General features: G+C 68.4%; 14 protein-coding genes and 1 tRNA gene. 10 read left to right on the top strand and 5 right to left on the bottom strand.

Annotated elements, in window-relative coordinates; genetic code table 11:
* The first annotated feature begins 8 nt into the window (after positions 1–8).
* The 3 genes from ACRWK8_RS07970 (at position 9) to ACRWK8_RS07960 (ending at position 3,756) form a co-directional block, all read left to right on the top strand.
* Entirely contained in the window at positions 9–1,841 is a 1,833-nt protein-coding gene (locus ACRWK8_RS07970) for an outer membrane protein assembly factor BamB family protein (protein WP_431869293.1), read from the top strand.
* Entirely contained in the window at positions 1,838–3,610 is a 1,773-nt protein-coding gene (locus ACRWK8_RS07965; protein WP_431869291.1) for a PQQ-binding-like beta-propeller repeat protein, read from the top strand. Before ACRWK8_RS07970 ends, ACRWK8_RS07965 begins: the two co-directional genes overlap by 4 nt.
* A 72-nt stretch (positions 3,611–3,682) precedes the next feature.
* Positions 3,683–3,756: transfer RNA gene (locus ACRWK8_RS07960), tRNA-Pro, on the top strand.
* A gap of 159 nt (positions 3,757–3,915) precedes the next feature.
* Here the strand turns inward: ACRWK8_RS07960 and ACRWK8_RS07955 are convergent.
* Together ACRWK8_RS07955 and ACRWK8_RS07950 are read right to left on the bottom strand one after the other, a co-directional pair.
* Positions 3,916–4,260, bottom strand: coding sequence for a tyrosine-type recombinase/integrase (locus ACRWK8_RS07955; RefSeq protein ID WP_431869289.1), 345 nt, complete (start codon positions 4,258–4,260; stop codon positions 3,916–3,918).
* Between the two features lie 950 nt (positions 4,261–5,210).
* The gene (locus ACRWK8_RS07950) at positions 5,211–5,618 is read right to left on the bottom strand and encodes a hypothetical protein (protein WP_431869287.1); all 408 of its coding nucleotides are present in this window, start codon (positions 5,616–5,618) and stop codon (positions 5,211–5,213) included.
* A gap of 531 nt (positions 5,619–6,149) precedes the next feature.
* Between ACRWK8_RS07950 and ACRWK8_RS07945 the strand changes: the two genes are divergently transcribed.
* The 3 genes from ACRWK8_RS07945 (at position 6,150) to ACRWK8_RS07935 (ending at position 8,402) form a co-directional block, all read left to right on the top strand.
* Positions 6,150–6,944: a hypothetical protein gene (locus ACRWK8_RS07945; RefSeq protein WP_431869285.1), complete on the top strand. Its 795-nt coding sequence runs from the start codon at positions 6,150–6,152 to the stop codon at positions 6,942–6,944.
* Between the two features lie 98 nt (positions 6,945–7,042).
* On the top strand, positions 7,043–7,519 hold the full coding sequence (locus ACRWK8_RS07940) for a hypothetical protein (protein ID WP_431869283.1): 477 nt from the start codon (positions 7,043–7,045) through the stop codon (positions 7,517–7,519).
* Positions 7,520–7,805: 286 nt separating this feature from the next.
* A complete protein-coding gene (locus ACRWK8_RS07935; RefSeq protein ID WP_431869281.1) occupies positions 7,806–8,402 on the top strand; it encodes a hypothetical protein in 597 nt (198 codons plus the stop codon).
* Positions 8,403–8,614: 212 nt separating this feature from the next.
* Here ACRWK8_RS07935 and ACRWK8_RS07930 read toward each other — a convergent pair whose 3' ends face one another.
* Positions 8,615–8,773: a hypothetical protein gene (locus ACRWK8_RS07930; RefSeq protein WP_431869279.1), complete on the bottom strand. Its 159-nt coding sequence runs from the start codon at positions 8,771–8,773 to the stop codon at positions 8,615–8,617.
* 268 nt (positions 8,774–9,041) lie between these two features.
* Complete coding sequence (locus tag ACRWK8_RS07925; RefSeq protein WP_431869277.1) at positions 9,042–9,446, bottom strand: hypothetical protein; 405 nt, start codon at positions 9,444–9,446, stop codon at positions 9,042–9,044.
* Positions 9,447–9,549: 103 nt separating this feature from the next.
* Here ACRWK8_RS07925 and ACRWK8_RS07920 point away from each other — a divergent pair, with 103 nt between their 5' ends.
* The 3 genes from ACRWK8_RS07920 to ACRWK8_RS07910 all read left to right on the top strand — a co-directional run bounded on the left by ACRWK8_RS07920 (position 9,550) and on the right by ACRWK8_RS07910 (position 13,349).
* The gene (locus tag ACRWK8_RS07920; RefSeq protein WP_431869275.1) at positions 9,550–9,927 is read left to right on the top strand and encodes a winged helix-turn-helix transcriptional regulator; all 378 of its coding nucleotides are present in this window, start codon (positions 9,550–9,552) and stop codon (positions 9,925–9,927) included.
* Between the two features lie 73 nt (positions 9,928–10,000).
* A complete protein-coding gene (locus ACRWK8_RS07915; RefSeq protein ID WP_431869273.1) occupies positions 10,001–11,998 on the top strand; it encodes a prolyl oligopeptidase family serine peptidase in 1,998 nt (665 codons plus the stop codon).
* A 49-nt stretch (positions 11,999–12,047) separates the two neighbouring features.
* Positions 12,048–13,349, top strand: a complete 1,302-nt coding sequence (locus ACRWK8_RS07910) for a pyroglutamyl peptidase (RefSeq protein ID WP_488186449.1) — start codon at positions 12,048–12,050, stop codon at positions 13,347–13,349.
* Positions 13,350–13,423: 74 nt separating this feature from the next.
* Here the strand turns inward: ACRWK8_RS07910 and ACRWK8_RS07905 are convergent, their stop codons facing one another.
* Positions 13,424–14,332, bottom strand: a complete 909-nt coding sequence (locus ACRWK8_RS07905) for a LysR substrate-binding domain-containing protein (protein ID WP_378741964.1) — start codon at positions 14,330–14,332, stop codon at positions 13,424–13,426.
* Between the two features lie 157 nt (positions 14,333–14,489).
* Here ACRWK8_RS07905 and ACRWK8_RS07900 point away from each other — a divergent pair, with 157 nt between their 5' ends.
* Entirely contained in the window at positions 14,490–15,806 is a 1,317-nt protein-coding gene (locus tag ACRWK8_RS07900; protein ID WP_378741962.1) for an MFS transporter, read from the top strand.
* Positions 15,807–15,845 lie beyond the last annotated feature (39 nt).

Genomic DNA, 15,845 nt, shown 5'->3' with positions numbered 1-15,845 from the left:
GGTGCGGGTTGGCGGGTGGAAGGCGCACGGAGGGTGTCCTGGCGTGGATCGGGGCGGGAGCGATCGCGGGGGCGCTGGTTCTGGCCGCGCTGACCCTGGCCCTGCACCCGGTGGGGCGGGACGAGGGAGTGTTCGCGGTCGCCGGCTGGGGCTGGTTCTGGTCCTGCCTGATCGGGGCGTTCGTTTTGATGACCGGCGTCCGTTGGAGTCGTCCCCGCCCCGACAAGGATCCCCTACCGGAGGACGGTTGGGACTACGTGGTCCTGGTGGCCGCCGCAGCGGCCGTCGTGTCCGTCATCGCGGCCCACGGTGTGTTCCTGGGTACTGACTCCTCCGATCCGGACACCCTGACACCGAGCGCCTTCCGTGCCGGTGTGGTGGTCTGCGCGGTCGCGCTCGGCCTGCTGTTCCTGCTCACCTCCGTACGGCGCCCCACCGCCGACCCTCGGGTCCGTTCCCTGCCCGCCCTCGGCGCGGGCGCGCTCACCGTGGTCCTGGTCGGGGCTCTCACCCCGGTGTTCGTCGGGCCGGGCGACGGATCCCGGCCCCGTCACTCCGTCGCTGAGGAGCCGCCCGACGCGGGCCCGGTCCCCGACCGGGTGCGTGAGACGGGGTGGACCTGGCGTCCCGACCACGATGCCGAGATCGACCGGATCACCGCCGGAGTCCACGGTCCCCTGGTCGTCCTCGGAGACGGCGTGGTGTCCCTGGACGGCACTGACGGTGCCGAGGTGTGGTCGTATCGTCGTCCCGCCGGTGACGCCGCCAACGAGGACATCTCGCTGTGGGTCGGCGACCGCGCGTATCTCACGTACACGCCGGTGACCGGTGACGACACCGAGGCCGACCCCGTCACGGAGGCGTTCGACCTGGTCACGGGGGAACGGAAGGCCGAGTACGCCATGCCTCCGGAGGAGGGCGACGCCGGTCGCCTCCTGGGGTGGTCGGACGGCGTCCGCGTCCACCAGGACTGGCGGGCCCGCAGGGAGGCGGACCGGGCCCCGGGGCTGAGCGCCTGGGACGCGGCGACCGGTGAGGAAATGTGGCACCGAACGCTGGGATCGGACGGGGACCAGTTCTGTGACGGGAGCCGCCCCCGGGTGCGCCGGGACACGGTCGAGTACGCCGTCGTCTGTGTGAACCCGGACGTTGTGGCCGAGCGGGGACTGGACGTCCGCGATCTCGTCTGGCACGGTGACGCCCCCACCGAGTTCCACGTGGTCTCCGTGGACCTGAGGACCGGCGAGGAGCTGTGGACCCACGAGCGCGCGGACTGGCAGGACGTCTTCGTCCCCAGCGTGTCCTGGACCGCGTGGGGGACCGGCGACTCGGGGAACGCGATGGTCGTCGAGACGTCGGTCGGCGCGCGGGGCCTGCTGTTGGACACGGCCACCGGCGAGGTGCTCCTGGACTTCGCGCACGGAGCCGCGGGAGAGGACGACACCCTCTCCCCGGAACGGGTGGTCGCGGCGGACCCCGAGGGCGTGGACGTGCTGGTCACCCGGGCGGAGCAGGGCGTCGAGATCCAGCGCGTCGACACCTCGGGGAACCGCACCGTGCTGGTCGGGGCGGGCGGGTTCCTCAAGGACGTCTTCGTCGAGGAACACGTGGCCCTGGCGGACCAGGTGCTCTTCACCGACGGCGGGCAGGACACGGAGGGCCGTGAGCCGGTCAGCGTCCTGGCGGTCTCACCGGGGGAGAGGTTGGGCACGGGTCTGGACCACCGGATCGTCCTCAGTGCCCCGGGTGAGGTGCGCCAGCTGGCGTCGTCAGCAGGAGCGGTCGCGGCCCTGGTCAGCGAGTACGAGGGTGGAACCCGAGTGGAGGGACTGGTTCCGTGACGCGTCGAATCAACGTGGACGGGCTGTGGGTTCCGCTCGCCTGGGCGGGCAGCGGATCCGTGCTCGCCGGCGGTCTGGTCCTGGCGGTCCTGGCGTTCACGGTTCCCTCCGGTGCACCGCTGCACTGGGCACTGCTCGGCGCGGTGCCGCTGCTCGTCGTGGCATGCGTGCTGAGCGGAGGAGAGCAGCGCCCCCGAGCGGGCTCCCCGGGCGCTGGCTCGGGCCCGGTGCGGGCGGCCGCCGCCCTGGTGGCGTGCCTGGCCCTGTCGGTGGCCGTCCGCGAAGGGCTGCCTCCCCGCGACGAGGGCCAGGAGCTGCCAGCCGCCGACGTCCTGGTCGATCCCGGAGGGAGCTCCTCCCTGTTCTTCCTCGCGGCCGTGGCGCTGTTGTTGGGGGCCGTCGCCCTGATGGTCTCCGGGCGCCCCGAACTGTCGCGGCCCCCCTCGGCGCGCCCCCGGCGGGCGTCCCTGTTGGCCTCCCTCGCCCCGGCCGTCGCCCTGACGGTGCTCGCCGTGCCCACGGCGCTCGACCGGGACCGCCTCGCGCACACGCTCGCTCCTTCGCTCACGGACGCCGGGGAAGCCGTGCCGGGCGAAGAGGTGGCCTGGGTGTGGGAGCACCCTGAGGACGGTTCGGCGGGCGGTGTCGACGTGGTCGCCACCGCGACCGGGGCACTGGTGCTTGGTGACACCGGTGTGTGGGCGCTGGACACCCGGGACGGCACCGAACGCTGGAGGTTCCGTCCGGTCGGAGAGGTCGTCTGGTCCGGTCTGTCACCGGACACCGAGCGCGTCGCGGTCCTGTATCGGGACGACAGCGAGACCGACCGGGGGCGGGCCCTCACGATCCTGGAGACCGACACCGGCGGGCTGGTCGGACACCACGGCGTCCCCGACCCCGTGGAGCGCGTGTCGCTCACCAACGCCACGTTCGTCCAGACGGGGGAGGGCGGCACGTTCACCCTCCGGGACCACGAGTCGGGGGAGGAGCTGTCGTACGCGGGTACCCCGGACGGATGCGTTCCAGTGGGGGCGCCGGTGGTCGCGGGTACCAGGATCCTGGTCCCGGACACCTGCGAGGAGGCCGGTCGCCACCGGGGAGAGAACCCGGTCCGCGTCCTGGGTGCGCGCGGCGATTGGTTCGAGCGCGCCGAGCTCCCCGGTCCCGTGGAGGAACTGGTCTCGGCCCCGGACGGCTGGGCGGTGGTGGCCCGCCACGGCGGCGACGAGCCCGGCGCGCTGGCCCTCCGAGGAAGGGACGGCGGAGTGATCTCCTCGGACCTGAGCGAGGACGACGTGGTGCGGGTGGACCCCGTCAACGGCGAACGGCTGCTGTTCACCGAGGCCAGCGAGGGCGCCCGACGCGTGGAGTACCGCCTCGAACGGCCGGTGGTGGTTCCGCCGGGCGAGGGCGATCCGACCATCGAGCCTGTGGCGCCCCTGGCGTTCGAGTTCGCGGACGAACTCTCGGTCGAGGAGGCCGAGCTGGCACTGGACCCGGGTTCCGTCGCCGCGGGGCCCGACCTCTTCGCCGCCGTCCACGGTGTGCCGCGCGCGACCGTGGGCGGCGGGGATCCGGCCCTCCACCTGCTGGTCGGCGCGTGGGGATCCGAGGGGACGGCGGTCCGGCTCGACACGGCGGCCGAGGGCCTGGCTCCGGCCGGTTCGGGCTTTGGCGTGGCCCTGGCGCCGGGGGCGGTCGTGGTGTCCGGCCTCGCCGTGGGGGAGCGGGCTCACGTCGTCGGCGTGGGCCCCGGGCCCAGGGGCTGACTGGTTCGAGCGCCCTCCTACATGCGGTAAAGTTTCACCTGTTGGCGGGGCGGAGACGCACCGCCCAGCGGCCGGGACGTAGCGCAGTTTGGTAGCGCACTTGACTGGGGGTCAAGGGGTCGTGGGTTCAAATCCCGCCGTCCCGACTGGCGAAGGGCGTTCACTCAGGTGGACGCCCTTTCTCGTGCCCGGGTGCGGCCCGAACCTAGGCCGCGTTGCACATTCATTGCAGATGGACTCAGAACCTGGTCCAGTTCACGCTGCCATTGCCAACCGGGCGGCCGCTTGCTTCCGACCCACGTCCATCACGTCGGCGACTTCGTCCAGGCATCAGGGAACAGGTGCCCGTACACGTCCAGCGTGACCGTCGCGCTCTTGTGGCCAAGCATGTGCTGGACGACCTTCACGTCGGTCTGGGCAGCGATGGCCAACGACGCGGTGGTGTGCCTCAGCTTGTGCGGAGTCAGTCCAAGACCGTCGAACCCGGCGTCGCGAACCGCCTGGTCGAATTCCTTCGCTCTCCGATTCGCCGCCCGTAGGCAGGTTCCCCGACGAGTGGTGAACACGTAGGAATCCTTGTCGCGACCCTGAACGAGCGGGGTGAGGTCTGCGACCAGCGAGGGTGGGATGGGGACGGTGCGGACTCCCATGTCTTCGGCGCCTGCTCCATGAGCTTTCCCTTGACCTCGGAGAAGGTCTGCACGACGCGGATGCGGCGTTTCTCCAGGTCCACTCGGCCCACCTTCAAGGCGGAGGCTTCGCTCCACTGTAGGCCTGTGTAGGCGAGCAAGAGGATGAGGGCACGGTTGATGTGAGCTGTGGCGGCGGGCAGGTGGGACTCGACTCGCGCGGTGATCGCGACGGCGTCGGGCTCACCGGCTTCGGTGATGTACCGGTCCAGGCGCAGGTCCTGCACTAGTTCGTCCAGGACCGGGACGCGCCCTGCGGCCACGGCTCGAAACTCCGCCGCGACCAGCAGGTCGCGGTAGCGGTCCGCGGCGGCCTGCTCGCCCTGAGCGCGCACCGCTTCCAGGGCCTTCTCCTGGTCGGACAACTGTGCGTTGCGGAGTTCGGTCAGGTCGGTCTCGGCCTGGCGCAGCCGCTTGAGTTCGTCCGTGCTGGGCAGCTTCTTGAGCTGGTCTTCCTTCTTGCGCAGGTGGAACTGGTAGTACGCAGCCTTCTGGGCCTCGGCCATCTCCGCGACGGGGACACCCTCGGGAAACCCCTTGTCGGAGATGCTCGACTCGGTCTTGATCTCGCTGTTGTCGGTACCGGGCTCTGTGTTCTTGGGCATGGGACTTCCCCTGTCGGGATTGGAAAGTGGAGCCGCACCCCTGTCGGATGCGGGCATGGAAATGGCCCGCATAGGCGGGCCATTATTGGTAGAGAGCTCGGGCGAACTGTTCGTGGAAGATGAGTCAGCCGGTCACGGTTCGAGGATCACGACCTCTTCGGATCATGTCTCGTCTGACGTCTTGGTCGGGGAGCTCGGGAGGCTCGGAATGCTCGGACCGCAACAGCGTCCGCGGAGCGGACTCAGTGTCGCGTCGTGCTCGACGCCCGGGGTCTTTCGGGGCGGGCCCGCGACCGGCCGTGAAGGTCACCTCCCGAAGGTCAGAAGTCGGACCGCGCTCAGGTCCGCGAGGATGTTCGGCGCGCTCTGATGGGGGAGCCCGGTCACGGGCACGACCCGGTCGGCCGCGAGGACCTCGACGTCGAAGCCAGGCCTGCGAGCCCGTTGGGCTGCGATCTCTCCCGTACCCCACACACGGGTCGTGGAGGAAGTCGCCTCGGCGTAGGTGGAAGGGAGTTGGTCCAGGACGAGGTTGGTCTGGCCACGCACGAGCAGGCACACGAAGCCCGAGCCGACGACGAAGCCGAGTTCACCGATCGAGGACCGGCTGGCCTTCGCGTAGGTGGTCCAGCTAGCGGTGGTCGCGGCCCGTCCCTGCGGCGTCATCGCGATGCCCGCTCGGGTCAGGCGAACCCAACGCCGGGCGGCACGCATGGAGGAAGGGATGGGGGAGAGGTCGGCGTCCTTCTTGCGCTGGCGAGCGGCAGCGGCTCGGCAGGCTGGAGAGCAGTAGCGAGCGTGGGCACGGGCGCGAAGAGGGAGCGGGCGAGGGCAGTGGGAACACTGTGGCATGAGTACGCTTCCACGCCGCTGAGCAGCGTGAATATCAACGAGTCAGAGGATGGGGATCTCGGTGAGGGGCTGAGTCGGGCCGAGCGGAGAACAACCCGACGAAGGGCGGCAGAAGGGCGCCGGTGGGGCGGCCAGTCGCCCCAAGAAGCACAAGCAGGGCGTCTGACCCAAAAATCCCCAGACTCGTACAAAACGCGAGGCGCCGCACTTTCCCGGGGGCTGTGGGCCCCGAAGGGGGTACCCCCGAGGAACCAGCTCAAGGTTCTAGACGTCGAACGTTCAGAGAAGGCAACGCTAGGCTGAGGTCACAGGTTGAGGGATTGGGTGAACATGGATGCAAGGAAGATCGTCGATCGCGTTTCCTATCGGAAACCTTCTGACGATGATGTATGTGTGAGCTCAGAAGAGTTGAAGGACCGGCTGGGTAGACTGAAAAAGCTTTATGCAGATAAGTATGATGTGCTATTTGACGTGCCTATTATGAAGCTCTCTGGCCTGGAAGTGATGATGCTTCTCGGTTTGGAAAGAGTGAGTATTCATGGAGAGGAAGCTGCGAGGCTAATTCGGGTTGATATGGACCAGGATCAAGCTGTAACGTCGCTCCGGGCTCTCCTTGGGGAATTGCAAGCACTCCCCCAGTCAAGTCTCAATGGTTTCGTATATACAGCTGAAACCGATCTGGGGCCCGAACTTGCTGAGGCCGTGGTGGGGTTGTTGCAAACGTTTGGGTTCGCTGAGTCTCATTGTGAGAATCCGAAATACGGTTCCTATTTTCAAAGATTCTTCACATGGATGAACGACAGGGCAAATTCTCCTGCAGGAATTGACGCGAGGGAGAAGGCGCAGCGTGCCCTTGAGCTCAAAGTACTGGACAAGGAACAGGCCGGGGTTGATGCTCAGCAGGCCGAGGCTGTCGCGCGCGTGATCACCGCCCTTGAAAGGACCGAGCGATGTGCTCTACTGGTTGGATCACTCCTGGTCGTTAAGACTCAGGAGGTTCTCGTGGCACGAAACCTCACACAGAGGGAAATGTTGCTACTCAGCATGAACCCTGAACTTCAGATGCAGCCGGAGAGGCTGTTGGAGTTGCTTCGTCAAGCGCAGGGGGAGAAGGACTGCGAGCCGGTCGCTTCCATGCCGGAGATGGGACGGCACTTCCGAACTGCGATCGAGAAGCGGGCTGGCTGACGTGGATGGCAGATGTGACAGAGCTCGGTGCTAGGGCTCCGCCGGTAGCACCCAGGGGAACAGCGGAACCAAACACGCCACCCGTAAGTCTCAGAAACATGGTCGTTTCCGCTCCTGCTCCCGATGATGAACCCGCTGAAGGAGCGACGGGTGAAGATGCTCTTGCTGACACCGTCAACCACTACCGGATGTATCTCCAGGCCGGCTCAGGTAAGATAGGGGCCGCCAACCACGCGGCGCTGTGGCTGACGGGGGCGAAAAGGTCTCTACTGTCTCCCCAGCAAGTCGGAACTGTGGATCAACTTGTTGACGAGGCCAGGCGTTCACTACAGGTCGACAGCTCAGCCCAGGAGCTGACGCCCATCGAGAGCATGGAGAAGCAGCGCCGGCTTCTCTCAGTGATCGCTCAGGAGCTTGAAGGCCAGCGCGAAGACGCTCGTCGCGGGGAAGAGGATGCGCTCGTCCACCAGCAGCGAGCACTGCGGATCGCTGCTTGGAGCCTCGGTGTTGCCACCCTTGCCCTGATTCCCCCGATCATGGAGATCGTGTTGAAGCTGCTCGGGGTGGAGCTTTAACGAGGAGACCCTGGGGTGGTGTTGAGCCGCTCGGTCGTCCACACGCGGTGTTCGCCCCTCAAAGGAGGGGCGGGAGGTTGCCGATGATCCAGCGGAGGGGCTGGGCTCGGCAGTGCTCGACGTCGGCGTCGTGGTCGTAGGGGAGTCCCACCTCGGCGGGTGGGCGTCTTGGGGTGCGCCACGCTACGGGTCCGCGGAGAGGCTCGGGTGGATCGCTCATGTGTCGGGGGCAGCTCAGGCTGACGTGAACCGCGCGAGTGCGGCGAGCTTGCGAGATCATCATGGGATGGACGTAACGAATATCGCCTCGGGCAGGATACAGGGCGGCCTCATCCAAGTTGGGACGGTGCACGGTGACGTCGTTCATGTGGTGAACGGAGAGTCGCACGGACCCAACGATGTCCGCGTTGCTATGGGCTGGAGATACCGGAACCGCGATCCCGATCCGGCTGCCGCGCCCTGGGACTTCTTTTGGAAGGCATGGGAGGAACCGGAAACTTACAGCATCGGCATCCGAAACAAGCTTGCGTGTCCTCTTGGTATTTCTGATGCAGGGTTTGTGTTGCGTTGTTCGCCGCGCAGGGGCGGTGAAGACCTTGCCAGAATCTCAGTTCCCGAAGTGCGGTTTCCTTTGGTAGTGGAGGGTAACGGCACGGTGGAGTGGAATGTAAGCAGTTCTGAACTTTCTGGCTTCGCTAAAAAGCAGGACGACCAAGAAGGCAAGAAGCTATGGCTGGGTTCCTACGCCGTGACGTTGCGCGGGCGAGACTTTGAGGGCTTCCTCCACTTCCCCGGAAAGGCTCGTTTTGATCGCGGTACCCGATTGGAGCAGAAGTTGCTCAATCGGAAAGACCGGGGTGCTTCTCACTCTGGTGATATGTAGAGAATCGGCGCCTTTTCGAGTTGGCCTCCTTCGCGGCTTTTCTCGCGTGGTGCCAGGCGCACAGTAGCTGCAAGTTCTTCAACTGGTGGTCGTCGCGGTCGCGGATTTGATCGATGTCCGTGCCGTTTCCGATGTCTGTCACCCCGTTGTTGCGTTCTTTAGTTGTTGACCCCTGGGGATTCCGGTGCCCCGTCGCGCTGTGTAGTCGGTGCTCAGGAAGAGTGCGCGGTCACCGAGTGGATGAAACCGACCAAGCCGAGGAGCGAGACCAGCGCGGACAACGCGGCAGCGCCGGCCCACGCCCCACCGAGCAGGACCAGGTACACGGTCAGCGCGCCGAAGATCAGGGCGACCCCGGTTCCGAGGACCACGGACGGTCCGATCGGCTCGTGCTTGCGCAGGGCCGAGGCGGTGACGCGGATGTCGGTCTCGGTCAGGTACGGTTTTCGTGGCAGTCTTCGAAATTTGATAATCGGGATTCCATATTTCCCATTCTTCCTTGGTCTCTTCGTGGTCTTCGAGCTGATTTGGGGGCGCAATTCGCTTGCGCTCGCCAGTGGACCTGTCGGCTTGTTCCTTGCCGGGAGTCTCTTGGGGTGGGTTCAAATCCCGCCGTCCCGACTGGCTAAGGGCATTCACTCAGGTGGACGCCCTTTCTCGTGCCCGGGTGCGGTCGGTGTGGGCGGCCACCAGCTCGGGTGTCCACTGGACGTACTCGACGGCGATGCCGTCCGCGTGACGGGCGTACGCGAACCGGCCGGTGGGGCTGGTCGTCGGTGGGACCGTGACGACGGCTCCCGCCCGGTCCAGGTCCTCCAGGAGGGCGTCCAGGTCGGACACGACGACGGTGGCGCTCGCGGGGGCGTAGCGCTCGCGCTCCTCGGCGGGACCGGCGATCACCAGGAAGTCACCGATCGCCATCAGTTCCACGGACTCGAAGGCCAACCGCAGGTGCGGCCGTTCCCCGGTGATCCGCTCCAGGAGGGGGAGGGCCGCCTCGGCGTCGTCGCTCCACACACGGGCGTAGGTCCTCAGGACGGTCATGGCGCTCCCTCTGCTCGGGCGTTCCCGCTGGTCGGTCGCGGACGACGCTAGGGCACTAGGGTGACGCGCGACAGTACGCACCTTCTGTTGACTGGGGCACCGTATGGAAAGCGAACAGGTCAGGGGTTCGGTCGACCAGGGGGATGTGACGCGCGCCAACTCGCTGGCTCGCAGTGTCTTCTCCGACATCGCGGACAAGTGGTCCCTGTTGGTGGTGAACGTGCTGGGCGACCGCACCCTGCGTTTCACCGAGCTGCACCGGTCGATCGAGGGTGTCAGCCACAAGATGCTGACCCAGACCCTGCGACGCCTGGAGCGCAACGGGCTGGTCGAGCGGACGGTCCACCCGGTCGTGCCACCACAGGTCGACTACCGGCTGACGGAGGCCGGGCGGGACCTCAGGGACACCGTCAACGGCCTGTGCGGGTGGGCGCGCCGCCACCTCGACGTGATCGAGGAGGCGCGACGACTCCACGGGTGAGGCGGAGCGGATCGGCGGGCGGTGGGACCCTCCCGGCCTGGTGGCCCTTGGCCGCGCACGCTACCGTGAGCCGATGCCCTCATCGACACCCGCACCGTTCTCCGCCTTCACCGACATCGACGCCTTCACGCGGATCCCCAGGGTCACCGCCCTGGCGGCCGGGCCCGACGGTCGGGTGGTCGCCTCGATCGACGAGGTGGACGAACACGGGTCGAAACGCGTGTCGGCCCTGTGGGCGCTCGACCCGGAGGGTCTGCGACCGGCCCGGAGACTGACGTTCTCCCAGGACGGGGAGAGCACGCCGTGGTTCACTCCCGACGGGTCGCTGCTGTTCACTTCCCGTCGGCCGGACGACGGGGACGACGAGGGCGCGGCCGTCTGGCGCCTGCCCGAACACGGCGAGGCGACCGTCGTCGCGCGGCTCCCCGGCGGGCTGAGCGTCTCCGGTGTCGCGAAGGACAGCTCGATCCTCGCGAGGACGAGCGTGCTGGCGGGGGCCACCCTGGACGACGACGGCGAACGCCGTCGGGCCCGCAAGGACGCCAAACGGAGCACCATCTGGCACACCGGCATGCCGATCCGCCGTTGGGACCATGAGCTGGGCGACGTCAGCCCCCGCCTGGTGCTCGTCTCCCCTGACGGTGGGATCAGCGATCTGACCGAGGACGCCGACACCCTGGCGCTCGTGGGCGCGTCGGCCGACCTGTCGTCGGACGGCCGGACCGTCGCGGCGACCTGGACCGAACGGGTCGGGGGCGGGCAGACCCGGACCAGCGTCGTCCTGATCGACACCGACAGCCGCGAGCGCACCACCATGCTGGCAGCCGACGACGACCAGGAGTACGGCTCACCGCTGCTCTCTCCTGACGGAGCCCATCTCGCGGTCACGCGGACCACGATCTCCACGCCCTCCGACACCGGTTACGGCTTCCTGGAGATCCATCCGCTGTCGGGTGAGGAACCGGTCGGCGTCGACCTCGGGGACCTCACGGTCAACGAGTACGTGTGGAGCCCTGACGGAACCCTCGTGGTCTCCGGTGACCTGCACTCCTCGGGGGCCGTGCTCGCCGTCGACCCGCGCACCGGGGAGGCGCGGACCCTCGCGGACGCCGGTGTCTTCACCTCCCTGGCTCCGGCGCCGGACGGTTCCCTCCACGCGCTGCGTTCCGACATCGGCACCCCTCCGCGCCCGGTGCGGCTGACTCCCGGTGAGTGGACCGAACTCCCCGCCCCGGGGCGGGTCGACGGGCTGCCGGGAAGCCTGGAACGGGTGTGGACCGACGTCGACGGCGTGCGGGTCGGCGGATGGTTGTGCCTGCCCGACGGCGCCTCCGAGGCGGACCCGGCCCCGGTGATGCTGTGGATTCACGGTGGTCCGCACAGCTCCTTCAACACCTGGTCCTGGCGTTGGTGCCCGTGGCTGGCCGTCGCCCGGGGCTACGCCGTGCTGATGCCCGACCCCGCCATGTCCACCGGTTACGGGCACACGGGGTTGAACCGCGGCTGGCCCCGACTGCCGGATGTGGTCTACCGGGAGTGCGAGGCGCTCCTCGACCTCGTGCTGGAGCGTCCGGTCCTGGACGGCGCGCGGACCGCGCTGCTCGGGGCGTCCTTCGGCGGCTTCATGGTGAGCTGGATCGCCGGTCACACCGACCGCTTCTCGGCGGTCGTCACCCACGCGGGGTCGTGGGCCATGGGTCAGCAGCACCGCACCACCGACGCGGCCGCGAAGAAGATGCGCGTGCACGGACACGAGGACGAGCAGCCCGAGTGGTACCGCGACCATTCTCCGCACCACGGCGCGTCGCGTGTGGTCACGCCCGTGCTGATCACCCACGGGAACCGGGACTACAGGGTGCCGATCAGCGAGGCCCTGCGGATGTGGTGGGACCTGGTCTCGGCCTGGGAGGGCTCACCGGAGACCATGCCGCACCGGTTCCTGCAACTGACCGGTGAGAACCACTGGGTGCTGACCCCGTCCAACAGCCGGGTGTGGAACGAGACCGTGCTGGCCTTCTGCGACCAGCACCTCGGGGGCGGCGACCCGATCCCCGAGACCCTGCCGTGGTGAGGGTGCCGCGGTCAGTCAGCCACGCGAACAACTGAGAGGACGGGACATCGTGTCGGACAGATCAACCTCGGGGAACGGGAGCGTGCGCCCCTGGCGGACGGGTTCCCGTATCGCCGCGTCGGCACTCGTGCTGGGCCCCGCCCTGGCGCTCGTGACCCCCGCGTACGCCGAGCGTGCGGACGGCTGCCTGGGTGAGGAGGGCGCGACCGTCGAGGAGGCGCGGGTCGAGCGGGAGGTCCCGCAGGAGATCCTGCGCGGGTCCGGGTTCGACGCCTCCGTGGACCGGTTCGAGGAGGAGCTGTGCGCGGCGTCCGACCTGGACGGTGCCAGCACGGTCGTCCGGAGTCACGGGGACGCGCTCTGGAGGGACGCGGTCCAGCGCGTCCAGGCCCCCGGGGAGGTCGAGGGGGACCTGAGCGCAGAGGACGACCGGCCGCTCTACTGGGCACGGCTCTCCATGACCTCCGCGCTCCACCGCTGGGAGCCCGGTTTCGCGCTGAGCGGGACCGAGCGCGCCGCACTCGTGGCCGATTTGGAACGGCGCTCCCGGGGCCAGGACGGCGAGGACTTCGCGGAGGCTCCCGGGGACGCCGACGTCAAGCACGTGGTCGTCACCGGGTTCGACCCGTTCCGCCTCGACGACGACATCCGCCAGGCCAATCCCTCCGGTGCCGCGGCCCTGGCCCTCGACGGGGCGGTCCTGGAGACCGCCGACGGCGTCGCGGTGGTCAAGGCGATGATGTACCCGGTGCGCTGGCGGGACTTCACCGACGGCATGGTCGAGCAGTCCCTTCTGCCCTACTACACCGGTGACCACCAGGCCGACGCGGTCATCACGGTCAGCCAGGGCTCGCCGGGGAGGTTCGACCTCGAGGCGCACAACGGCGCCTGGCGCGGAGGCTCCGAGGACAACGAGGCGCTCGGCACACCCGAGATCATCCCCGTTCCCGAGGGCGTTCCCACCGTCACCCCCCAACCCCAGTGGTCCGACTCCTCCCTGGACCGTCCCGCCATCGTCGAGGAGACCACCGGGTCCCCCTTCCCCGTGGTCGACAACACCCAGGTGACCGAGATCCCGGCCGGTGGGACCGAGCCCGTGGTGCGCCCGGACGGGCCCACCCCCGGCTCCGAGGCGCGGTCCGGCGGCGGGGGGAACTACCTCTCCAACGAGATCGCGTACCGCAACACCTTGCTGCGCGACGCCACCGGGAAGGACGTCCCCGCAGGTCACATCCACACCCCGGTGCTGAACCTCGGTACCGGTGGGGACGTCAGCGATCCGGACTTCGAGGCGGACCGCGAGGCGATCGTGCGCCAGGTCGAGGACATCGTCGCGGCCTCGATCCGCTAGGCCGCCCCTCGCCGGTCCGGAGCCCGTCCCCCCGGTCGGGTCCCGGACCGGCGGCCCCGTCCCCCCTTCCGGGATCAGACGACGACCTCCTGGCAGACCTCGATGAAGGCCCGGGTCCGCCGGATCGGCGCGCGGTCGGTGAGCTGGACGATCTCGATCCCGAGCCCCTCGGGCTCGACGTCCAGCCGCCGGGTGACGTAGGGCAGGTCCTCGTAGCTCCGTTCCAGCACGGTGCGCTGGGTGAGCAGCGCGTTGCCCAGGCCACGGGCGACCAGGGCCCGGACCATCTCGAAGCTGGTCGTGCGGAAGCGCACGTTCGGGGTCAGTCGGGCCCTGGTGAACAGGCCCAGGAAGTACTCTCCCCCGGGAGGCAGGTCGAACAGGATCAGCGGTTCGACCGCCAGATCGGCCAGGCTCGGCCGCTCCTTCGCGCTCACCGCACCGCCCACGGGCGCGAGGACGTACGGCGGGTCCGACCTCAGCGGGAGGGCCGTCACCCCGGTCGTGGTGCGCACCGAGGCCAGTTTGTAGTCGTAGGTGATGGCCAGGTCGATCCGCGTGTTGAGCAGGTCGTCCAGGAGCCTCTCGTGCGCCGCCTCGACGAAGGAGAGCTGGACGTGGGGGTGGCGGCGGGAGAACTCCGCGATCACCCTCGGCAGCAGGATCGGCGCGATGGTGGCGTAGCAGCCGATGGTGAGCGTGCCCTCGATCTGCTCCCGTTCCTGTCGGGCCGACTCCCGGAACTGGTCGAGGCCGGCCAGCACGTTGTCGGCGGCGGCGATGGCGCGCTGCCCCGACGTGGTGAGCCGCATCCCCTTCTGCGATCGCACGAACAGGGTGATGCCCAGGGTCGACTCCAGTTCGGCCAGGGCGGTGGAGACCGCCGACTGCGACACGAAGAGATCCCGCGCGGCGGCGGTCACCGAACCGTGCCTCGCGACGGCCGTCAGGTACTCCAGTTGGCGCAGGCTCACGTCCGACATGCCCGTCCCCCTCTCGGTTATCGGTTTTTCTGATGGCTGGGTTCAGATCTATGTGTTGTACAGATCGTACTTCGCCCCCCGATACTCGTGACCCAGGCCACAGGCAGGGCGTCCCCCGGGCCCGTCCGTGCCTTGAGAACCGTCCCCAGGAGGCGTGATGACCGGTGCGAACCCGGAAACAGTGGACCGGAAGGACCTGCGACGCAGCGTCTTCGCCGGAGCGGTGGGCGTCTTCGTCCACTGGTTCGACTGGGCGGTGTACGCGTACCTGGCCACCACGATGGCCAAGGTCTTCTTCCCCGAACAGGACGGCACGACCGGGCTGCTCTCGGTGTTCGCGGTCTTTGCCGTGGCGTTCTTCGTCCGTCCGCTCGGTTCGGTGCTGTTCGGCCACCTCGGAGACCGGTTCGGGCGCAAGACCACCCTCTCGATCGTCATCATCTCGATGGCGGCGGGCACGCTCATGCTCGGGCTGCTGCCCACCTACGACTCCGTCGGCATCCTCGCGCCGATCCTGCTCGTCGTCGCCCGCGTCATCCAGGGGCTCGCGGCGGGCGGGGAGTTCGGCAGCGCCGCCGCCTTCCTCGCGGAGTTCTCGCCGCCCAAGCGCCGGGGCTTCGGCTGCTCGTGGATCGAGTTCGGCTCGGTCGCCGGATTCCTGTGCGCGTCGTTCGCCGTGTGGGCGCTCCACTCGGCCTTCCCCGCCGAGGTCGTCCTCGACTGGGCCTGGCGGATCCCCTTCCTGCTGACGGTGCCCATGGCGGCGGTCGGCCTCTACATCCGCCTGAAGATCGAGGACACCCCCGAGTACCGCGCGCTGGAGGACATGAACAACGTCCCGAGCCAGCCGGTCGTGGAGGTCTTCCGCTCCAACGGCAGGCAGTTCCTCCAGACGGTGGGCATCGAGACCTTCATGAACTCGACGTTCTACATCGTCCTCGTGTACCTGATCACCTACCAGGAGGAGATCGTGGGGGTGCCCGCCGACCGGGCCGCCCTGCTCTCCGCCGGGGCCTCGGTGGTCGCGATGGGTGTGATCCCGCTGTCCGGCATGATCTCCGACCGGGTGGGCCGCAAGCCGGTGCTGTACACCGCCGCCGGGGCGATGATCGTCGGCGCCGTGCCCCTCTTCCTGCTGATGCAGGCGAACACCTCGTGGGCCGCCTTCCTCGCGACCTTCGGACTCGCGGTGATCCTCGCGATCATCCTGGGCACGCACGCCTCGACCGTGGCGGAGCTCTTCCCGACCCGCACCCGCCAGAGCGGGCTGTCCATGGCCTACAGCGTGGCGGGAGCGTTCTTCGCGGGCACCCTGCCGTACCTGATGACCTGGCTGATCTCGCTCACGGGCAGCACCATGGTCCCCGGCTTCACGATGATCGTGATCGGCGTCATCGGCGCCCTCACCCTGCGGACCATGCCCGAGACCAGGGGCTCCGACCTTCTGCACGAGAGTGACCGCGCGCGGGTCTGACCCGCCACCGGCCTCGTGCCCGGGGCTCGCACGGACGAG

Origin of the sequence: Nocardiopsis eucommiae (assembly GCF_965344335.1) — a bacterium.
GTDB classification, from domain to species: domain Bacteria; phylum Actinomycetota; class Actinomycetes; order Streptosporangiales; family Streptosporangiaceae; genus Nocardiopsis; species Nocardiopsis eucommiae.
This window is presented reverse-complemented; position numbering and strand designations above follow the sequence as displayed.